General features: G+C 73.1%; 18 protein-coding genes. 11 read left to right on the plus strand and 7 right to left on the minus strand.

Annotated features, from left to right (window positions below; genetic code table 11):
* Positions 1–3 precede the first annotated feature (3 nt).
* Genes ABD296_RS31060 through ABD296_RS31070 form a run of 3 tightly spaced genes read left to right on the plus strand, consistent with a single transcriptional unit; the run spans position 4 to position 2548 of the window.
* A complete protein-coding gene (locus ABD296_RS31060; RefSeq protein WP_344275143.1) occupies positions 4–1116 on the plus strand; it encodes a DUF6777 domain-containing protein in 1113 nt (370 codons plus the stop codon).
* Between the two features lie 23 nt (positions 1117–1139).
* Positions 1140–1529: an ArsR/SmtB family transcription factor gene (locus tag ABD296_RS31065; RefSeq protein WP_344275146.1), complete on the plus strand. Its 390-nt coding sequence runs from the start codon at positions 1140–1142 to the stop codon at positions 1527–1529.
* Positions 1526–2548: a cation diffusion facilitator family transporter gene (locus ABD296_RS31070; protein ID WP_344275149.1), complete on the plus strand. Its 1023-nt coding sequence runs from the start codon at positions 1526–1528 to the stop codon at positions 2546–2548. Before ABD296_RS31065 ends, ABD296_RS31070 begins: the two co-directional genes overlap by 4 nt.
* Positions 2549–2599: 51 nt before the next feature.
* Here the strand turns inward: ABD296_RS31070 and ABD296_RS31075 are convergent, their stop codons facing one another.
* The 3 genes from ABD296_RS31075 to ABD296_RS31085 form a co-directional block, all read right to left on the minus strand.
* Positions 2600–4111 carry a cellulase family glycosylhydrolase gene (locus tag ABD296_RS31075; RefSeq protein ID WP_344275152.1) on the minus strand — a complete coding sequence of 504 codons (1512 nt, stop codon included), beginning with the start codon at positions 4109–4111 and terminating at the stop codon, positions 2600–2602.
* A 134-nt stretch (positions 4112–4245) separates the two neighbouring features.
* Positions 4246–5154 (minus strand): amidohydrolase family protein, encoded by a 909-nt coding sequence (locus ABD296_RS31080; protein WP_344275155.1) that lies wholly within the window; start codon positions 5152–5154, stop codon positions 4246–4248.
* 17 nt (positions 5155–5171) lie between these two features.
* Entirely contained in the window at positions 5172–6116 is a 945-nt protein-coding gene (locus ABD296_RS31085; RefSeq protein ID WP_344275158.1) for an alpha/beta hydrolase, read from the minus strand.
* A 164-nt stretch (positions 6117–6280) separates the two neighbouring features.
* Between ABD296_RS31085 and ABD296_RS31090 the strand changes: the two genes are divergently transcribed.
* Positions 6281–7267: a diacylglycerol/lipid kinase family protein gene (locus ABD296_RS31090; RefSeq protein WP_344275161.1), complete on the plus strand. Its 987-nt coding sequence runs from the start codon at positions 6281–6283 to the stop codon at positions 7265–7267.
* Between the two features lie 65 nt (positions 7268–7332).
* On the opposite strand, the gene ABD296_RS31095 is transcribed toward ABD296_RS31090, so the two are convergent.
* Positions 7333–7890 (minus strand): PadR family transcriptional regulator, encoded by a 558-nt coding sequence (locus ABD296_RS31095; RefSeq protein ID WP_344275164.1) that lies wholly within the window; start codon positions 7888–7890, stop codon positions 7333–7335.
* Positions 7891–7958: 68 nt separating this feature from the next.
* A complete protein-coding gene (locus tag ABD296_RS31100; protein WP_344275167.1) occupies positions 7959–8825 on the minus strand; it encodes an aldo/keto reductase in 867 nt (288 codons plus the stop codon).
* 88 nt (positions 8826–8913) lie between these two features.
* On the opposite strand from ABD296_RS31100, the gene ABD296_RS31105 reads away from it, so the two are divergent.
* Entirely contained in the window at positions 8914–9579 is a 666-nt protein-coding gene (locus ABD296_RS31105; protein WP_344275170.1) for a DNA-binding response regulator, read from the plus strand.
* Between the two features lie 41 nt (positions 9580–9620).
* On the opposite strand, the gene ABD296_RS31110 is transcribed toward ABD296_RS31105, so the two are convergent.
* Positions 9621–11093: a DUF4132 domain-containing protein gene (locus tag ABD296_RS31110; protein ID WP_344275173.1), complete on the minus strand. Its 1473-nt coding sequence runs from the start codon at positions 11091–11093 to the stop codon at positions 9621–9623.
* 182 nt (positions 11094–11275) lie between these two features.
* Between ABD296_RS31110 and ABD296_RS31115 the strand changes: the two genes are divergently transcribed.
* The 6 genes from ABD296_RS31115 to ABD296_RS31140 all read left to right on the plus strand — a co-directional run bounded on the left by ABD296_RS31115 (position 11276) and on the right by ABD296_RS31140 (position 16767).
* Positions 11276–12733, plus strand: coding sequence for a flavin-containing monooxygenase (locus tag ABD296_RS31115; RefSeq protein ID WP_344275176.1), 1458 nt, complete (start codon positions 11276–11278; stop codon positions 12731–12733).
* 24 nt (positions 12734–12757) lie between these two features.
* Positions 12758–13525: an SDR family NAD(P)-dependent oxidoreductase gene (locus ABD296_RS31120; protein ID WP_344275179.1), complete on the plus strand. Its 768-nt coding sequence runs from the start codon at positions 12758–12760 to the stop codon at positions 13523–13525.
* Between the two features lie 123 nt (positions 13526–13648).
* Positions 13649–14605 (plus strand): DMT family transporter, encoded by a 957-nt coding sequence (locus ABD296_RS31125; RefSeq protein WP_344275182.1) that lies wholly within the window; start codon positions 13649–13651, stop codon positions 14603–14605.
* A gap of 17 nt (positions 14606–14622) precedes the next feature.
* Positions 14623–15450 (plus strand): serine protease, encoded by an 828-nt coding sequence (locus ABD296_RS31130; protein ID WP_344275185.1) that lies wholly within the window; start codon positions 14623–14625, stop codon positions 15448–15450.
* A 77-nt stretch (positions 15451–15527) separates the two neighbouring features.
* Positions 15528–16436: an NAD-dependent epimerase/dehydratase family protein gene (locus ABD296_RS31135; protein ID WP_344275188.1), complete on the plus strand. Its 909-nt coding sequence runs from the start codon at positions 15528–15530 to the stop codon at positions 16434–16436.
* A 10-nt stretch (positions 16437–16446) separates the two neighbouring features.
* Complete coding sequence (locus tag ABD296_RS31140) at positions 16447–16767, plus strand: GroES family chaperonin (protein WP_344275191.1); 321 nt, start codon at positions 16447–16449, stop codon at positions 16765–16767.
* 76 nt (positions 16768–16843) lie between these two features.
* On the opposite strand, the gene ABD296_RS31145 is transcribed toward ABD296_RS31140, so the two are convergent.
* Complete coding sequence (locus tag ABD296_RS31145) at positions 16844–19735, minus strand: glycoside hydrolase family 48 protein (protein ID WP_344275193.1); 2892 nt, start codon at positions 19733–19735, stop codon at positions 16844–16846.
* Positions 19736–19898: the final 163 nt, after the last annotated feature.

Consider the following 19898-nt stretch of genomic DNA (forward strand, 5'->3'; position numbering starts at 1 on the left):
CGCATGCTCGAGATCAATTCATTGATTAAGCGGGGGCGGGGCACGGCCGCGGCCACCGCGGCGCTGGCGCTGGCGGCGGGGACGCTGGCGGGCTGCGGGGACGCGGGGGCGGCGATCACCCGGCTGACCGTGGGCTCGCCCGGCCGCGACCCCTACACGCTGGTGTCGAACACGGACCGGACGGGCGTCGCGAAGCGCCCGGCCCGGGGCGGGACCACGGACGGCGGGACGCCCGGCCTGTACGGCGGGACGCGCCTGGCGTCGAGCTGCGACCAGCGCAAGCTCATCGCGTTCCTGCAGGCCAACCCGGACAAGGCGCGCGCGTGGGCGGGGGTGGAGGGCATCCCGGTGAGCGACATCCCGCGGTACGTGTCGCGGTTGACGCCGGTGCTGCTGCGCACCGACACGCTCGTGACCAACCACGGCTACCGGGACGGAAGGGCGACGAGCGAGGCCGCCGTGCTGCAGGCCGGAATGGGGGTTCTGGTCAATGGCTACGGCGTTCCCGCGGTGAAGTGCAATTGCGGTAATCCGCTGACCCGGCCGGAAAACAAGATCAAAACTTCGCATGCGCGGTACAGTGGCCGAAAGTGGCCGGGATTCGAGCAGAACAATGTGACGCGGATCCGGCCGCGGGATTCCCGCCTCGGAACGATCGTGGTCTTCGTTCTGGTCGATCCGGGCGGCTCGACGGGGTTCGAGCGGCCGCGCTCGACGACGGGGCCCGACGACGGGCCGCCGATGCCGCCGCCGCCGGAGGAGACGGTGTCGCCGAGCGATTCGCCGGCGCCGACCGATTCGGGCGGCGGATCTCCGGGCACGCTGCCACCGGGGAGCGAGCCGCCGGAGTCCGGGTCACCGGGGCCGCAGACGCCCGGATCCGGGGAGCCGGGGCCGGAATCGCCGGGAACGGGCGTGTCTCCGGGCGGCGAGCCCGGCACCGGCACGACGCCCGGTACGGGCGACGGCACCGGTGACGGCGGCACCGGCAGCGGTACGGACGGCGGCACGGGCGACGGCGGGACCGGCACCGGGACGCCCGGTGACGGGCCGCAGAGCCCGGTGATCTCCATGGCGCCGCCCACCGGACCGGAGGGGTCGCCCGCGGCCCTCTGAGCGCTCCTGGTACATTTGCTCATATGAGCAGTGCTTCAGATGTCGTCCCCGCGGAGGCGTGCGCCGTCCGCGTGGTCGACGCCGCGAAGGTCGCCGCCGTCTCCGCGTCGATGCCGGGCGCGGAGACGGTCGCGGAGCTGGCGCAGGTGTTCGGGCTGCTGTCCGACCCGGGCCGGCTCCGGGTGATCACCGCGCTGCTCGAGGGCGGGGAGATGTGCGTGTGCGACATCGCGGCCTCCTGCGGGCAGTCGGAGTCGTCGGTGTCGCACGCGCTGCGCCTGCTGCGCGCCAACCGCGTCGTCCGGGTCCGCCGGGCGGGCCGGATGGCCTACTACCGGCTGGACGACTCGCACGTCCGGATGCTGCTCGATCTCGCCCTCGCCCACGTCGGCCACGGGGAGGAGGGCACATGACCGGGAAGCCGGGGAACGAGCCGGAGCAGGACGGCCACGGTCACGGGCATGGACACGGCCACGGGCACGGCATCTCCGCCGGCGCGGACCGGAGGCTGCTCGGCGGCGCGCTCGCGCTGATCCTGGCCTACATGGCGGGCGAGGTCGCGATCGGCCTGCTCGCCGGGTCGCTGGCCCTGCTGTCGGACGCCGCGCACATGCTCACCGACGCGTTCGCGATCGTGCTGGCGCTGGTCGCGATGCGGATCGCGGCACGCCCGCCGCAGGGCGGCTTCACCTTCGGGATGCGCCGGGCCGAGATCCTGTCGGCGCAGCTCAACGGGCTGACGCTGATCCTGCTCGCGGCGTTCTTCGTCTACGAGGGCGTCCGCCGGCTGATCGGCCCGCCGGACGTCGACGGGCGGTTCGTGTTCTGGACGGCCCTCGCGGGCATCGTGGTGAACCTCGGTGCGAGCTGGCTGCTGAGCCGCGCGAACCGGACGAGCCTGAACGTGGAGGGCGCGTTCCAGCACATCCTGAACGACCTGTTCGCGTTCATCTGCACCGCGATCGCGGGCCTGGTGGTGTGGACGACGGGGTTCGCCCGCGCCGACGCGATCGCCTCGCTGGTGGTGGCGGCGCTGATGCTGAAGGCCGGGTACGGGCTGCTGCGGGACGCGGGGCGGGTGCTGATGGAGGCCGCCCCGGCGGGCATCGACCCGTCCGAGCTGGGCGCCCGGCTGGCGGAGCGGCCGTGCGTGGAGGAGGTCCACGACCTGCACGTCTGGGAGGTCGGGTCGGGCTATCCGGCGCTATCGGCGCACGTGCTGGTGGACGCGAAGGGCGACTGCCACGCCGTCCGCCGCGACCTGCAGGAGCTGCTGCGCGACTCGTACGGGATCACCCACACGACGCTGGAGGTCGACCACCTGGACGGCCCGTCCCGGCACGGCCACTGCGAGGACTCGCACGGCCCCCGGCACGTGGGCGACGCCGACCAGCCGCACCAGCACGCCGGCACCGCCCCCTGCGACCACTGACGGCCGGCCGGCGCCCGGAAACGGAGAGCGCCGGCCGGCCGCAGGGTTCCGTCAGGCGGCGCAGGCCTGGCCGTTGAGGTCGAACGCGGCCGGCGTCGCCCCCGCCTGCGGGCCCGAGGCGGTGAAGCCGATGGTCACCGAGGCTCCGGCGCCGATCGTCCGGTTCCAGTCCAGGTTCGAGGCGGTCACGTCCGCGCCGTGCTGCGCCCACGTCGCGCTCCAGCCCTGCGCGATCTTCTGCGCGCCGGGGAAGGCGAACGCCAGCGTCCAGCCGGTCACCGCCGCGGAACCGGTGTCGGTGATCGTCACCTGGCCGTTGAAGCCGCCGTCCCAGGCGCTCTGGACGGCGAACGCGACCTTGCAGGACGCCTTCTCGGGCGGCGGGGTGCCCGTGCCGCCCCCGGGTCCCGCGCCGAGCAGGTACGGGACGAGGTACGCCTGTTTGGCGGTGTTGACGGTCGTCCAGTCGTCGTTGAGGATGCCGCCGGTGTCGCCGGAGTTGGGATTCCACGACCAGTAGGTGAAGGAGATCCCGCCGCTGCCCGTGCCGAGGTAGGCCAGCAGCGTCCGCAGCCAGGTCTGGTCGCGCGGGTCGGCCAGCGTCGTCCCGAACTCGCCGAGCAGGACGGGCGCGACGTTGTTCTTGTACAGGTAGCCCCAGTCCCTGTCCCACATGCCGGCCAGATTGGACGGGAAGCTCGGATCGCTGAACCACGGCTGCGGGTACACGGACGTGGCGTAGTCGTGCGCGGAGTACACCAGCCGGTTCGGCACGTTCAGCCGCACCGGGTAGGCCGCCGCGCCCTGGAGGTTCCCGCCCCACCAGTAGCCGTCGCCGTTGTAGCTGTCGATGCCCTCCACGATGATCAGCCAGTCGGGGTTGGCGGACAGGACGGCGTTCCCGGCCCGCTCCGCGGCGAGGCGCCAGTCCTTCGCCTGGTCGCCGCAGCCCCAGCACGCCGGGGAGTGCGGCTCGTTGTGCAGGTCGGCGCCGATGACCGTGGTGTCGCCCGCGTAGTGCCGCGCGAGCATCGTCCAGTCGGAGATCCAGCGCGACTCGGGGTAGGCGTCGGTGTACCAGAGCGCGGACTGCGCACCGGAGTCGGGACGGTGCTGGTCGAGCACGACCTTCAGCCCGATCTGCCCCGCGTACGCGATGATCCTGTCGAGGACCTGCAGCCCGTTCAGGCCGCTGAGGTCGGGGTTCTTGGCGTAGTCGATGCTGTTCGGGGTGCTGCCGGGGTCGAGCATCTGATTGGAGTACGGCAGCCGCAGCGTGTTGTACTTCAGGCTTTTGATCTGGTCGAGCATGTCCTTGTAGCCGCGCGTCCAGAGGCCGTGCGGCGTGTAGTTCGCGGTCTCCGCGCCGAACCAGTTGATGCCGGTCATGCGCACCGCCTGGCCGTCGGCGTCCAGGAGCTGCCGGCCGCTGGTGTGCCAGTAGCCCGTGCCCGCCGCCGCGCGCGCCGGGGGCGCGAACCGCAGGGACGGGACGGACGCCAGGGCCAGCAGCCCGGCCAGGAGGGCCGCGACGAGGGAGAGCCGCCTGCCACGGAAGATCATGGTTTCTCCTCGGGCGTCGCCGGGGGCGGCGGGCGGGCCGCCGCTTGGGAGCGCTCCCAAGGTGATCCTCGGGCCGGAGGGAGTCAATGCGGGCGGCTAGAGGACGCGCTCGACCTCGGATTTCCCGTGAAAAGTCATGAAAGCCCCGGCACCCGGGCCGTGAGGCCGAACAGCGTGTCGGCGGCACCCCAGCAGACGGCCCGCAGCCAGTCGTCGCCGAAGCCGAGGCCGGCCAGCGCCTCCAGCTGGTGGGCGTACTCGTAGGGGATGTTGGGGAAGTCGGTGCCGAGCAGGATCCGGCCCTGCAGGCCGAGGTCGCGGAGCCGGGGCAGGAGCGCGGCGGGGAACGCGCCCAGCCCGCCGAACCGGGTGAACGTCATGGTCGTGTCGAGGTGCACGCCGTCGTGGCGGTCGGCCAGGGCGAAGAAGCCGTCGAACTCGGGGGCGCCCAGGTGGGCGATGATCGCCGTGAGCCGGGGGTGGCGGGCGAGCACGCCGCCGAACGGCCCGGGCCCGGTGAACCCGTTGGCGACCGGGCCGGACCCGGCGTGCACCAGCGCGGGCACCCCGGCGTCGGCGAGGATCCCCCACACCTCGTCCAGCTCCTCGTTCCGGGGGTCGAACCCGCCGACCTGCAGGTGGACCTTGAACACGCGGGCACCGGACTCCAGGGCGCGCCGCACGTAGCCGGCGACGCCGGGCTCGGGGAAGAACGTCGCGGTCTGCAGGCATTCGGGGACGCGGCGGGCGAACTCGGCGCCCCACTCGTTCAGCGACTCGGCCATGCCGGGCCGGTGCGGGTACACCAGCGCGGTGAACGCGCGGACGCCGAGGCCGCGCAGGAACTCCAGCCGCTCCTTCTCCGAGTCGCGGTAGCGGATCGGCCATTCGGTGCCGATCAGCGGCCCGGCCTCGTCGAAGTAGGCCCAGACCGCGCTCATCAGCCGCGGCGGCATGAAGTGGACGTGCGCGTCGACGATGCCGGGGAGCCCGAGCGCCTGCCAGAACGCGGGGACCGCCGAATCCGAACGAGGTTCAGTCACGCCCCGACCCTAGCCGCTCAGCCGATCGCGCCCAGCAGGGCCGGCAGCGCGGCGCGCAGCTCGCGGCGCCAGTAGGGCCAGGTGTGCGTGCCCCGGTAGAAGTGCGTGGAGATCGGGATGCCGAGCTTCTTGAGCTTGCCGGCGAACTCGCGGGAGACGGTGCCGGCGAGCGCCTCGACCACGTCGGTGCCGGCCGCGGACAGGCCCCGGTGCGGCACCCGGTCGTACGGGCCGGGCCGCCCGTCGCCGGCGCTGACGTGCAGCCGGACGCCGGCGAGCCGGTCGGCGAGGTCGAACGGGTTGTGCTGGCGCCACACGACGCGCTGCTCGTCGGGGTCGCCCCACACGTCCGTCCAGTCACGGGCGGGCTCGGCGATCGCGACGGCCAGCTCGACGAGGTCGGCGACGTCGAGGCCGCGCGCGTCGCGGTGCAGGGTGTGCACCGGGCCGCTGAAGGACGCCGCGGCGCGGAACAGGCCGCGGTGCCGGGCCGCGTAGGCGAGCGCGCCCATCCCGCCGGTCCCATTCCCGGCGACCGCGCGCTGCGTTCCGGCGCGGTATCCGCGTTCGAGTATCTGCCGCAGCTCGGCGAGATGGAACGTCTCCCACTTCGGCGACCCGCCGTCGCCGCGATTCCACCAGTCGCTGTAATTGCCGCAGCGGCCGCCGTCCGGCATGACCACGATCACATCGGCGCCGCCGGTCAGCTCCTCGACGTCGCCGTGGTCGGTCCAGGTGGTGTGCCCGGCGCCGGCTCCGTGCAGCAGCCAGAGCACCGGCCACGTCCGGGCGGCGTCCCGTGACCAGCCCGGAGGCAGCACGAGCCGGGCGTGCGCGAGTTCGGCGAGGACGGGCGAGCGGACCGCCAGGTCGAGGACGCGGCGGCGGGGCCGGTGCTCGCCGACCACGGTCGCGCCGTCGTCGGCGGGTGCTGCGGACGGGGCGGCGCCCCCGGTGGCCATGGACATATTTTCCGCCCCGGTCATTCAGCTGTGGTTCATCGGTAATGTCCCCACTTCCGGGCATGTTTCAACTCGAAGTAATGGGTTTATAAAGCAGCGGACCCGGATTGCCCGGGGGCCGCCGGGTAGGGTGGCGCGAACGAGTGGAGGGCGACCGAGTCGAGATGCGGAGCAAAGCGGAGCTGGAGTCGGCGATCGGCAAGGGCGGCCGCGCGGTGCTGGTGATCAACTCGCGGTCCCGGCGGGGCCGCCGGCAGTACGGCCGGGCGCGCCGCCTGCTGGACGAGGCCGGGATCGCCTTCGACCAGGTGTTCCCGGTGACCGACCCGACCCGGCTGCGCGAGCTGTTCCGCGACGTGCTGGCCCTGGAGCCCGACCTGGTCGTCGTCGGGGGCGGGGACGGGACGGTCGCCGAGGCGGTCGGCCACCTCGCGCACCGCGACATCGCGCTCGGGGTGCTGCCGCTCGGCACCACCAACAACTTCGCGCGCAGCCTGGAGCTCCCGCTGGACCTGCCCGGCGCGGTCGGGACCGTGGCGCTGGGCGGGCCGGGCGGCGGGAAGGTCGCCGACGTCGACGTCGGCTGGTTCGAGAGCACCGGCGACCCGCAGGGCGAGGGGCCGGGCGCCGACCGCGAGCACATCTTCGCCAACATGGTCAGCCTCGGCCTGTCGGTGCAGGTCGCCGGGCATGTCCCGCACCTGCTGAAGCGGTTCCTGGGCCGGCCCGCGTACGCGCTGACGGCGGCCGGGCTGCTGCCCCGCCACCAGGCGTTCACCGCCCGCATCACGATCGACGGGGAGACCAGCACCGTCCAGACCCACCAGCTGAACATCGCGAACGGCGCGCACCACAGCGGGCAGCGGATCGCCCGCGACGCCAGCCCCGACGACCGGCTGCTGGCCGTCTACCGGCTGGGCGACGAGCGGCGGCTGCGGCTGGCGTCGGCGACGGCCCGGCACGTGCTGACCGGCCCGTGGCGGAGCCTGGATGAGGACGCGTTCCTCACGACCGGGCACGTGGAGATCGAGACGGACCCGCCGATGCGGGTGGACGTGGACGGCGAGGTCCGCGGCCGGACCCCGGTGACGATCCGGCTGCGCGGCAACGCGCTGCGCGTGATCGTCCCGCGGACGTTCGACGACACCTGATCGCTCAGCGGCGGGGCCGCGGCCGGTGGCGTCCGCGGCAGGGATCTGCGGGGCGAGGAGGCGGGCTAGCGCTCGTCGGCCATGACGTAGTCGCCGGCCTCCAGGCGCTCGATGAGGCCGCGCGCCCACCGCATGGCCGAGTCGGCGGAGTGCACCCACCAGCCGAGCAGCTCGTGCAGGTGCGCGGGGTCCGCCGGCGCCTCGTACAGCGGCATGACGTTGGCGCGCCGGGCGGCCAGGCCGTCCAGCCGCTGCCGGAGCAGCTCGATCGCCTCCGGGCGGGTCAGCTCGGCCAGGAAGGCGAGCCCGGCCGTCAGCATCTCCGGGTGCCGGACGTCCACCGTCGAGATCGCGCAGCGCAGCAGGCGGAAGAACTCCTCGCGGCCCGCGTCGGTGATCTCGTAGTCGGTGTGCGGCGGCCCGGCGTCGCTCTCCTCCACGTCGTGCGCGAGCAGCAGGCCCTCCTTGGCCAGCTGCCGCAGCGCGTGGTAGATCGAACCCGGGTTCACGTGGGCCCACTCGTCCGAGCCCCAGGAGATCAGCTCCCGGCGGACCTCGTACCCGTGGGCACTGCCGAACCGCCGCACCCCGCCGAGGACCAGCAGCCGCGTCGCCGACATCATCACCCTTCCTGAACGAGCCGACGTTCAGGGTAGAGCGTGCGCGGAGCCGCCGGCGCCGCGGGCACCGGCTAGCCGCGCAGGGCGGCCAGGTCCTCGGCGGTGAGGCGCAGGGCCGCGGCGGCCATGTTCTCCTCCAGATGGGCCGGGGAGCCGGTGCCGGGGATGGCCAGCATCACCGGGGACAGGGCGAGCAGGCCCGCCAGCAGCATCTGCGGGACGGTGGCGCCGTGCCGGGCGGCGACGGCCTTGACCCGGTCGTCGTCGGGGATGCCGAACCCGCCGAGCGGGAAGTACGGCGCGTAGCCGATGCCGTCGCGCTCGCAGATCTCCAGCATCCCGGTGTCCGCCGGCTGGGTGATGTCGAACCTGTTCTGGACCGCCGCGACGGGCGCGATGCCCCGGGCCTCGGCGAGCTGGGCGGCGGTGATGTGGCTCACCCCGAGATGCCGGATGAGCCCCTCCTCGCGGAGCCCGGCGAGGACCTCGAACCGCTCGCCGATCGGCTCGTCGTCCGGCTCCTGCACGTTGCCCACCCGCAGGTAGACCAGGTCGAGGCTGTCGCGGCCCAGCTCGCGCAGGTTGCGCTCCACCTCGGCGCGCAGCCCGGACGCGGGGAGCTGGCCGGTCGGGTGCAGGTCGTCCGGGCCCCGGGACGGGCCGACCTTCGTCGCGATGACCAGCCCGTCCGGGTAGGGCGACAGGGCCGTGCGGATCAGCTCGTTCGCCGCCAGGCCGGACTGGTGGTAGTAGAACGCGGCCGTGTCGATGTGGTCGGCGCCCAGCTCGACGGCGCGGCGCAGCACCCGCAACGCCGTGTCGCGGTCGTTGGCGGGGCCGCCCAGGGTGCTGACGGGCAGCCGCATCGCGCCGAAGCCCATCCGCTTGACCCGCAGGTCGCCGCCGAGGTCGAAGTGATCGTTGGTCGGTGTCGTCATGCGTCCCACTGTGCTGCGGCTATGCGGAGGGGGCGATCCGGTGGCAGCTTGCTGCCAGCCTCCGCCCCGCGTGGCAGACTTGGTGGTGATGACGGTGGACATGGACCGGAACGTGGTGCTGCGCGGTGAGCGGGAGCTGACCGAGCGGGCGTGGCGGCTGTTCCTGGCGCGCGAGGAGTTCGCGTGCGCCGCGACGGACATGAAGACCTGGGCGCTGCCCGGCGCGCGGGAGCTGATCCTGGCCGGCCGGGCCCGGACCGCGCCCGGCCTCGCCACCTACAAGCTGTACAACCCGGCCGCGCTCGCCGACGAGGAGTCCGAGCGGGAGCTGATCCGGCTCGCCGGGGCCGGGGTGCGGGTGCGGATCTGCACGACGCCGCTGCCGCACGAGACGATCATCGTCGACCGCCGGACCGCGATCCTCGCGGGGCCGCCGGAGCAGGGCGTGCGCGAGTACACCGTCGTCCGGTCGCCGAGCGTGGTGAAGGGCGTGGTGTCGCTGTTCTGGGCGACCTGGGAGACCTCCGCCGACCTCGCCGACTACCGGCGCGAGCGGCCGCCGGCCCTCAGCGAGGAGAGCCGGCACATCCTGCGGCTGCTCGGCGGCGGGCTGAAGGACGAGGCCGCCGCGCGTCAGCTCGGCATGTCGCTGCGCACCTACCGGCGGCGGGTCGCCGAGATCCTCACGCTGCTGGACGCCGGGTCGCGGTTCCAGGCCGGGCTGCGCGCCCAGGAGTTCGGCCTGCTGGGCTGACCGCCCGGTCGCGGTCCCGTCACGGAACGTCACGGCGGTCGTCAGGCGCCCCCCTTGATCCGGGCGAGGACGGACTCGTCGGCGATCTTGTGGTCGGCGGCGAGCAGCACCGCCTTGCTGACGATCAGCGAGAGCCGCTCGTCCTCGAACGGCAGGAACAGCCCGGACTGCCCGACGCGGCGGGACGGCACCACGCGCAGCCGCGCGCCGTCCGGCTCCATCCGCACGTGCGCGGTGCCGAGGTGGATCCGGTAGGTGCGCAGCTCGCCCCGGACGACCAGGAAGCGGCCGTCCAGCGAGCACCGGTCGGCGATCTTCGTGCGGGGCAGGACGCGCTCCAGCACGGCCCGCCGCACCTCGGCGGCGGCGCCCGGCCGCCCGAACGCGGCCTCCCGGCGGTAGTGCAGGTGGTGGCGGTCCTCGCCGTCCGGCCAGTCCGGGTCGGCGGCGATCGAGGCCCCGTCCACGAACAGCCCGACGTCCCGCATCGCCTCGCTGAACACCAGCGGCGGCGCGTCGGCGAGCCCCGCGCGGCTCCAGTGGCGGCGGTCCCGGTGCTCGAACCGCACATGGCCGGTGATCACGTGCTCGGGCTCCCCGGCGGCGTCGGCGGGGTCGTAGCGCAGCACCGCGCGCCATCCGCCGCCGAGGACGCGCCGCGCCGCCGGCTGGAGGCCGCCGTGCGGCCGGCCCCGGTGGTCGGGCCGCCAGCCGCGTTCCCGGAACAGCTCCCGCAGCCGCGCGTACCGGACGATGTGCCCCGCGAACCGGTCGGACCGCGCCGCCCCCGCCTCGTCCGGGTCGAGGACGCACACCTCGCGGAACGCCTGCCTGAAGGCCTGCACCATCCGGTTGTCGATCACGAAGTCGCGCCAGGCCCGCACCGCGGCGGGCCGCGCCCGCGCCGGATGCCACAGCCGCACCCGCGCGCCGTCCGCCGGGACGGGCAGCGCCCGCCCGTCCACCGTCACCAGGACGCTCTCCCCAGGCGTCGCCGCGTGCCAGATGCCGTCCGGGTCCTGGAACTCCCAGATCAGGCCCCGTGCCACGGCGCCGCTCACCGGATGGTCGAGCCACTCCCGCCGCCACGCGCCGTGACGCCAAGCCCGCTCGTCCGCCATCAGTGCCTCTGCGCGGGCCCGCTCGTCCGCGAGGGTGCCGCGAACGTCCTTCGCGAGCGCCTTCAGCTCCCTGACCTCCGCGGCGTGCGGGACCTTGAGCGCCCCGGGGACGGTCGGCAGCGGGTACCCGTCCGCGCCGACATAGGCCAGCCGCACGGTCAGCGGGTCCTCGATCGCGAGGACGGCCTGGTAGCCGCCGACATCGCGGGCGAGCGACCCGTCCCGGCCGAGGCCGTGCGCGGGCACGTCGCCACCACCCGGCGCGCCGTCATCGCGGGGCGGATCCGTCTCGGGTGCGGTCCACGTCGCCGCGGGCCGCTTCTTCGCGGGCCGCTTCCTTGTGGGCCACGGGCCGTCGAGCGCGGCCAGGTGCGCCCGGAGGTCGTCGAGCATGTCGCGATCTTGGCAGATTCCCCCACCGGAACCGGGCGATTCGGTAAGGATCATCGGCTCGGTGACAGCTGGCGCAGGATCGCGGGGGCAACCGGCAAAACCGGCGATGCGGCGTCTGGTCAGTGACCTTGCGGTCACCTACGCTCGGGGAGACCGGGACAGAACGAGATTCGGGACGGCCCATGGCGCACAGCGTGGTGATCATCGGAAGCGGTTTCGGCGGCATCGGGATGGCGATCCGGCTGCGGCGGGCCGGCGTGCACGACGTCGTGATCCTGGAGAAGGCCGACGGCCTCGGCGGGACGTGGCGCGACAACACCTACCCGGGCGCCGCCTGCGACGTCCCCTCCCACCTGTACTCCTTCTCCTTCGAGCGCAAGACCGACTGGACGCGCCGGTTCCCGCCGCAGCCGGAGATCCTCGACTACCTGCGGCACTGCGCGCGCAAGTACGGCGTGCTGGACAGGATCCGGTTCGGCACGGAGGTCACCGAGGCGCGCTTCGACGAGGGCGCCGCGCTGTGGCGGGTGTCCACGACGTCCGGCGAGCTGGAGGCGCGGGTCCTGGTGTCGGCGTGCGGGCAGCTGAACCGGCCCGCGCTGCCGCCGGTCGAGGGCCGCGAGTCCTTCGCCGGGACGAGCTTCCACTCCTCCCGCTGGGACCACGGCACCGACCTGCGCGGCAAGCGCGTCGCGCTGGTCGGGACGGGGGCGAGCGCGATCCAGATCGTCCCGGAGATCGCGAAGGAGGCCGCGGAGCTGCGGCTGTTCCAGCGCTCCGCGCCCTATGTGGTCGACAAGCCGGACCGGCCGTACCGGGCGTGGGAGAAGGCCGTCCTGAAGGCGGTGCCCGGGGCGTACGCGCTGAGCCGCGCCCGGATCTACGCGATGTTCGAGTCGCGCGCCCTCGGCTTCGTGAAGTACCCGAAGCTGATGGGGCTCATGGAGAAGGGCTTCCGCAAGCACCTGGAGGAGCAGGTCGCCGACCCGGCGCTGCGCGGCCGGCTCGTCCCCGGGTACCGGATGGGATGCAAGCGGATCCTGCTGTCAGACACCTACTATCCGGCGCTGGGCAGGCGGAACGTCGACCTGGTCACCGACCCGATCGAGCGCGTCACGCCGTCCGGCGTCGCGACGGTGCGCGGGCACTACGACGTGGACGTGATCGTGTACGCGACCGGGTTCCAGTCCACCGACTTCCTGTCCCCCATGAAGATCGTCGGGCGGGACGGGCTGGAGCTGAACGAGGCGTGGCGGGACGGCGCGCAGGCGCATCTCGGCATCACCGTCAGCGGCTTCCCCAACCTGTTCCTGCTGTACGGGCCGTACACCAACCTCGGCCACAACTCGATCATCTACATGCTGGAGTCCCAGTTCCGGTACGTCCTGGGCTGCGTGGAGGCGCTCCGCCGGCACGGCCTGGACTGGATCGACGTGAAGCCGGACGTGCAGGACGCCTTCACCCGCGAGATGCGGGAAAGGCTGCGGTCCACGGTGTGGGAGGCGGGCTGCCAGAGCTGGTACATGACCGCGGACGGCAAGGTGGTCAACAACTGGCCCGGCTTCACCTTCGCCTACCGCAACGCCACCCGCCGCCCCGACCCGCGCCATTTCACAGCGCGCCGTGCTACCGCCCGGTAGCCGTCGGGTCCTAGGCTCGGAGGCATGCCGACCGCCTTCATCACGGGCGCGACCGCGGGCATCGGCGCCGCGTTCGCCCGCCGCCTCGCCTCCGACGGGTTCGACCTGGTCCTGCTGGCCCGCGACACCGAACGGCTGGAGCGGGCCGCCGACGGGCTGCGCGACCGGTACGGGGTGCGCGCCGAGACGCTGACCGCGGACCTGTCCACCGAGGCGGGCCTCGCCGCCGCCGAGGAGCGCGCGCGCAAGGACGTCGACCTGCTGGTCAACAACGCGGGGTTCGGCAACAAGGGCGTGTTCCTCGACGTGCCGGTGTCGGACGAGATCACCATGCTCAAGGTGCACTGCGAGGCCGTCCTGCGGCTCACCCACGCGGCGCTGCCCGGGATGCTGGAGCGGGGCCGGGGCGGGATCGTCAACGTCTCGTCGGTCGCGGCGTTCGCGACGCGCGGCACCTACGGGGCGTCCAAGGCGTGGGTGGTCAACTTCAGCCAGGGCGTGAACGCCGACATCCGGGGCCGCTCGCGCGGGCGCGTCCGGGTGATGGCGCTGTGCCCCGGCTTCACGCACACCGAGTTCCACCAGCGGGCGAACATGGACATGTCCGGCCTGCCGGGGTTCATGTGGCTGAAGGACGACGACGTCGTGGACGCGGCGCTGCGCGACCTGCGGCGCGGCGCGCAGCTGAGCGTGCCCGGCGCGCAGTACAAGGCGATCGTGGGGCTCAGCCGGCTGGTGCCCCGCGGCCTGGTCGCGCGGCTGTCGTCCGACACCGGCCGTCACTACGATTGATCAAGGAGTCAAGCGTCACGGCCTTGTCACGGGAAGTCGGAGGCGGCATGTTGGACTTCCGGCGGTTCTCAGGCGCGCGGAGCCCCGGTTCCGCCCGCCCGCAATCCGCCGAGAGGTCCCCCGATGGGTCACGACCTGGGTTACGCCGCCCTCGCTCTGATCGCGACCACCGTCTACTACATCGCCTTCCTCGTGTTCCGCCTGTCCGCGCGCCGGATGGAGCCGCTGCGCGGCAGCCGCCCGTTCCACGTCGCCCGGCTGATGCTCACCGACCCGGTCTGGCTGGGCGGCGGGCTGCTGCTGTTCCTCGGTCTCGGCTACGAGGTGGTGGCGTTCCAGGAGATGCCGCTGGCCGTGGCGCAGCCGATCTTCGCGGTCAGCCTGGTGTGCCTCGTCGGGTACGCGGTCTGGTTCCTCGACGAGCGGCTGAGCGTCCGGGAGTGGGCGAGTGTCGCGCTGTTCGTGCTGGCGACCGTGCTGATCGGGCTGTCGGCCACCAGTGAGGGCACGCCCGCTGCGGACGCCACGCTGCTCGACACCGTGCGCGCGCCGTGGACGATGCTGGCGATCTGCGCGCCCGCGGTGATCGCCGCCGGGCTGGTGTGGCTGGTCGGGGACCGGCGCGCCGGCGGCCGGCACGCCCGCAAGCTCGCCGGGGTCGCCTACGGCATCGGCGCGGGCGCCTGCGCGGGGCTCGCCGAGGCCGGCATCCGCGGCATCTCGATCGTCTACGCCGACACCGGCAGCGTGCGCGCCGTCCTGGAGTCGGCCTACCCGTACCTGACGCTCGGGCTCGCCGCGATCGCGCTCGGGCAGCTGCAGATCGCGCTGCAGCGCTGCCGCATCGCGATCGTCGCGGTCGTGCTGACCGTCATCGGCCGCACCTACCTCATCGTCAGCAGCACCGTCCTGTTCGGCGAGGGCTGGCCCCGGGACGCGCTGCCGTTCCTGCTGCGTGCGGGCGGGTTCCTGCTGGCGCTGGTCGCGCTGGTGACCTTCCCCCGCTACGAGGAGCCGGGCGCCACCGGGGCCCTGCCGGCGCGGGCCGCGCGCCGCAGGGGCGTGCGCGCCATGCCGTGATCCCTTAGATTGCCGGAATGGCCCTCCCCTCCCGTTCGCCTCTGGAGGAGGCCCCGCGGCTTCGCGGGGCCTCCTCCCGGAGATCGCGATCCGGCCGGGCCTTCGGCACGGCCGCGCTCGCGGCCGCCGCCCTCGGCTCCTGCCTGCTGCCCCTCGCCGCCTCCCCCGCGTCCGCCGTGGTCGGCGGCGCGCCCGCCTCCGCCGCCTCCTACCCGTGGCTGGGGGCGGTCGGCTCGCCGGCGTTCTTCGTCCGCCCGGCCGGCCAGTTCTGCGGCGGCGTCCTGATCAAGCCGGACCAGCTCCTCACCGCCGGGCACTGCGTGTCGTTCCTGCGCGGGGCGCCCGGCCTCATCAAGGTCACCTTCGGCCGCGACGACCTGACCGGCAAGGGCGGCGAGACCGTCTCGGTGAAGTCGCTGCGGCTGCATCCGAAGTACAGCGAGACGTCGTTCAAGGGCACGACGGCCAGCCACCACGACCTGGCCGTGCTGACGCTGGCGCGGCGAGTGAACCGGCCGACCGTCGCGCTCGCCGCCCCCGGGTCCGTGAAGAGCGCCGTCGTCGCCGGCTGGGGCACCAGGTCCGAGACCGACTTCTTCAACACCCGGCTGCGCGCCGTCACGGTGCCGCTGCCCGGCGACGCCGCCTGCGAGAAGGCCTACGGCGACGACTACGACGCGTCCGACAACGTGTGCGCCGGATCGCCGAAGGCCGACAGCTGCCTGTTCGACAGCGGCGGGCCCCTGCTGGCCGACGGCCGCGTGATCGGCCTCACCTCGTGGGGCTACGGCTGCGCCAAGCCCGGCTACCCCGGCGCCTACACCCGCGTGACCGACCTGCCCTGACCGACTCTGCCCTGACCGACGGCCGGAAGCGGGCAGCGGTTGGCGCCGCCGCCCCGCCTCCGGCGATGCTGTGACCCATGCGCGTATTGGTGACGGGGGCGGCGGGTTACATCGGGTACGCGGTCGGGCGGCGGCTGGTCGCCGCCGGACACGACGTCGACGGGCTGGTACGGCGGGACGCCGCGCTGCCGGACGGGGTGCGGCCCGTCCGCGGCGACGTCCTCGACCCCGGGTCGCTGCCGGCCGGACCGTACGACGGGGTCTGCCATCTCGCGGCCCTCACCCGCGTCCGCGAGTCGTTCGAGGAGCCGTTGCGCTTCTTCACCGCCAACGTGCAGGGGACGGTCAACGTGCTGCGCGCCGCCGCGGGGGCGCGGGTGGTGTTCGGGTCGACGGCCGCGGTCTACGGGACGCCCGAGCGCCAGCCGATCCCCGAGACCGAGGCCACCGCGCCGTCCAATCCGTACGGGGCGTCGAAGCTGGCCGCCGAGCAGGCCGTCCGCTACCACGCCCGGACCGGCGCGATCGGCGCGGTCGTGCTGCGGACGTTCAACGTGGCGGGCTCGGTGGACGGCCGGGCCGACCCCGACGAGACCCGGCTGATCCCCAAGGCGCTCGCGGTCGCCGCCGGCCGCGCGCCCCGGCTGGAGATCAACGGCGACGGGCGGGCCGTCCGCGAGTTCCTGCACGTGGACGACCTCGCCGCCGCCTACGTCCGCGCCCTGGAGGCGGTGGACCTCGGCGAGGACCGGGTCTACAACGTCGGCAGCGGCGCCGGGACCGCCGTCCACGAGGTGGTCGCGGCGGTCGAAGAGGTCACCGGGCGGCCCGTGCCGACGCTGCGCCGCCCGCCGCAGCCGGAGCCGCCGGTGCTGGTCTGCGACCCGGCCGCGATCCGCGCCGATCTCGGCTGGCGGCCGGAGCGGTCCGCCCTCCCGGAGATCATCCGGAGCTCGTGGTCCGCCCTCACCCGCGCGGGCGGATAAACTCTCCAGCGTGTCCGACCCGAAGTTCGAAGTCCAGATGCTGCACGACCGTGTCATGATCAAGGTCGAGAAGGACGCCGGCGAGCGCCGCAGCACCTCCGGCATCGTCATCCCCGCGACCGTCGACCAGAGCAACCGGCTGGTCTGGGGCGAGGTGTGCGGGGCCGGGCACCACGTACGGACCGTCAAGGTCGGCGACCGCGTCCTGTTCCACCCCGACGACCAGTACGAGGTCGAGATCCAGGGCGAGAACTACCTGGTCATGCGGGAACGCGACCTGCACGCGATCGCCAGCGAGCGCCCCGAGCACGGCACCGGCCTCTACCTGTAACCCGAGTACCTGTAACCCGAGCGACGCGGGCACGGACGGCCGGCGTCCGTGCCCGCGCGCTCTCAGCCGCCGTGCGTCATTCGCCGAACAGGCGGCCGTACTCGGCCATGGCCAGCGCGATGTCGGCCTGGGCCCAGAACCGGTGGTAGGTGAACACCGGCGCGGTGGAGCTCGCGCCCGAGGCGTACGCCCACACGCGGTCGAAGTCGGGGTCGCTCTTGTAGAACGACCGGATGGACATGAACGTGGAGCCGGAGCCGATCGGGTCGCCGTTCGGCATCTTCCCGCTCCAGCCGGACGGCACGTAGACCGGGTCGGCGAGCCGCTTGTAGTCGCTCCGGGTCTCCGGCACCGACACGCCCTTGCCGTCGGTGTGCTTCCAGATGGCGTCGAGGAGGTCCTTGGCGGCCTGCTTGGCCTTCGCGTCGCCGGACTTGGCCGCGTAGTACGTCAGGGTCTTGGCGTACGCGGCGGCGACTCCGACGTCGTCGCCGTAGTCGGCGACGGTGACGTGCAGCCCGGTGTTCGCCGACGGCATCCCGGTCGCGCCGGACCAGTCGGCGTCGGGCTGCCCCGTCCACGTCAGCGTGGACGGGATCTTGATCGAGCCGGTCGAGGGATCGACGGTCGTCTGCGACATGGCCCAGGCGGCCCACTTGGCGAGCAGCGCCTTGGCGTCGGCGTTGCCGGTCTGCTGGTAGTACTCGGCCACCCGCTCCATCGACCATGCCTGGAACCCGAACCACTGGTTGCTGGGCGGGTCGTGGTAGACGGGCTGCCAGTCGTAGGCCATCCCGTAGAACTTCGTCGTCCCGGCGGGCGGCTGGCTGTAGCTGCCTTCCCAGCTGTTGGTCGCACCGCCGGCGATCGCGCCCTCCGCCGACTGCAGCCACGTGTAGAACTGCAGCTGCCGGGTCAGGCTGTTCTGCCAGTCGGCCTTGGCGGTCGCGCCCTTCGGCGCCATCGCCGGGTCGTTCACCAGCGCGTACGCGGCGAGCGGGTTCTGGTAGCCGAAATGGGACGCGCCGTCGCCGATGCGCCACGCCCAGCCCGCGTTGGAGTCCAGCGCGCCGCCCCAGGCGTAGTACCAGGACAGCAGGTAGTGCTCGCTGTCCTTCCCGGACCCGGCCGGGCAGGACGACGCCGGATAGCAGTCGCCGATCTTCTTGAAGTACTTGTCGAAGAACGAGTACCGCAGGTAGTCGCCCATCTTCCCGGCCTTCGCGACGGTGCCGGCGACGTCGGAGCCCTTGCTCTGCTCCTTGGCCCACACGTCCGCCCAGTACGCGGCCTGGATGGCGCGCGCGTCCGCGTCGGGCGCGTCGGTGAACTTCCACTGCTTGGCGTAGCTGGAGTCCTTGATGAACAGGTCCAGGAAGCCGTTGGTGCCGCCGTACTTGAACGCGTCGCACGTCGGCTGCGGGACGGTCTCGAACACCGACTCCTGCGAGCCGCGCTGGTAGGTGTTGATGTAGGACGGGCCGGCGGCGGACGGGCCGTTCTCGCAGCCGCCGCCGGGGGTGTCGCCGTAGCCGTAGACGTTGTCGACGTCCTCCAGCCAGTGCATGCCGTAGATGTCGTCCGTCCCGTACGCCGACTTCAGCTCGCCCGCGATCGGGTCCTGCCCGACGGGGACGCTGCCGTCGATCTGCGACGGGTAGCCGCTGGGCAGCGGGTGCTCGGCGGCGTAGGTCGCGGGTTTGGACGCGTTGTAGAAGGAGTTGGTCGACTGGTCCGCGTGCGTGGGGATCATGTACTTCTCCATGAGCGCCCACGCGTTGTTGAACGGCGTCCAGTTCTGGGTGACCTTGCCGTACATCGCCTCCAGCCAGATCAGGTAGCTGTAGGCCTCGGACGTCGTCTCGTGGCCGTGGTCGGGGGCCTCGACCATGAACGTCTCGACCGAGTGGTACGGGATGCCCTCGGGGCTGAAGTAGCCGTTCGCCGGGTCCTTGATCTTGTTGTACTGGTCCAGGAACCGCTGGGTGTAGGCGCCGGTGGCGCCGCCCACCTCGGTGACCGTGACGGCCGCGGAGGCGTACCCGGGCGCGCTGGAGGTGAAGGTCGCCTTCCCGGTCGAGGACGCGTCCGCCGTGACCTCGACGTTCTGCGGGGCGGACCAGTTCTGCGGCGTGAAGGTGAGCGTGCCGCCGCCCGTCACCGACAGGCCGGTGGACCCGTCCGTGCGGGCGGTCGTCACCGTCACGTTCGACGACGGCGCCTGCGACAGCTTCAGCCCGAAGGCCGCCTTGGCGCCCTGCGCGACGGTCAGCGACGCGGGGGAGGCGACGACGCTCGCGCTCTCGGTGACGGTGATGCCGACCGGCTCCGACTCGGCGGTCCCGCCGGCGCTGTCGGTCACCCTGGCGTAGAGGGAGTAGCTGCCCGCCTTGGCCGGCGTCCAGTTCAGGCTGTACGGGGCGCTGGTGTCACCGGCGGCGAGCAGCCCGTCCTGGCTGTAGAACTCCACCTTGCTCACCGTCGCCCCGGAGGCCGCCGAGGCGGTGGCCGCCAGCGGGACCGAGTCGCCGAGACCGTAGGTCGACCCGGCCGCCGGGCCGGTCAGCGCGACGGTGGGCGCGCCGGTGCCCTGGTTGCACCGCACGCCGTTGAGGCTGAACGCCGTGGGGTCGGTGTTGGTGCCGCTGTAGGTGAACTGCGCGCCGGCGTTCACCGTCGCGCCGGACGCGAGCGTCCCGTTCCAGCTCTCGTTCTGGACGGTGACGTCCTTGCCGGACTGCGACCACCGGCCGCTCCAGCCGCTCGCCAGCTTCTGGTCGCCGCCGTAGGAGTAGGTCAGCTTCCACCCGTTCAGGGCGTCGCCCTGGTTGGTGATGTCGATGCTCGCGGTGAACCCGGAGCCCCAGTCGTTCTTGCTGTAGGCGACCTTGCAGGAGGCCGCCGCCGCCAGCGACGGCGGAGCGGGGGCGGCCAGGCCGCCGCAGACGAGGGTCAGCGCCGTGCTCACGGCCGTGAGCACGCGCCATCGAGGCCGTCTTCGCACGTGTGCATCCTTCCGATCGGGCCCTCGCTCGCGCAGGGCGGAACCCGCCTCCGGCGGTCGCCGGGGCGTGCGTCACTCGTGGTCCGGGCGCCGGGGCGTCCGGCGGATCAGGCGGTCGGGCCGGTCA

Origin of the sequence: Actinomadura napierensis (genome assembly GCF_039529375.1) — a bacterium.
In the GTDB taxonomy this organism is placed as follows: Bacteria; Actinomycetota; Actinomycetes; order Streptosporangiales; family Streptosporangiaceae; genus Spirillospora; species Spirillospora napierensis.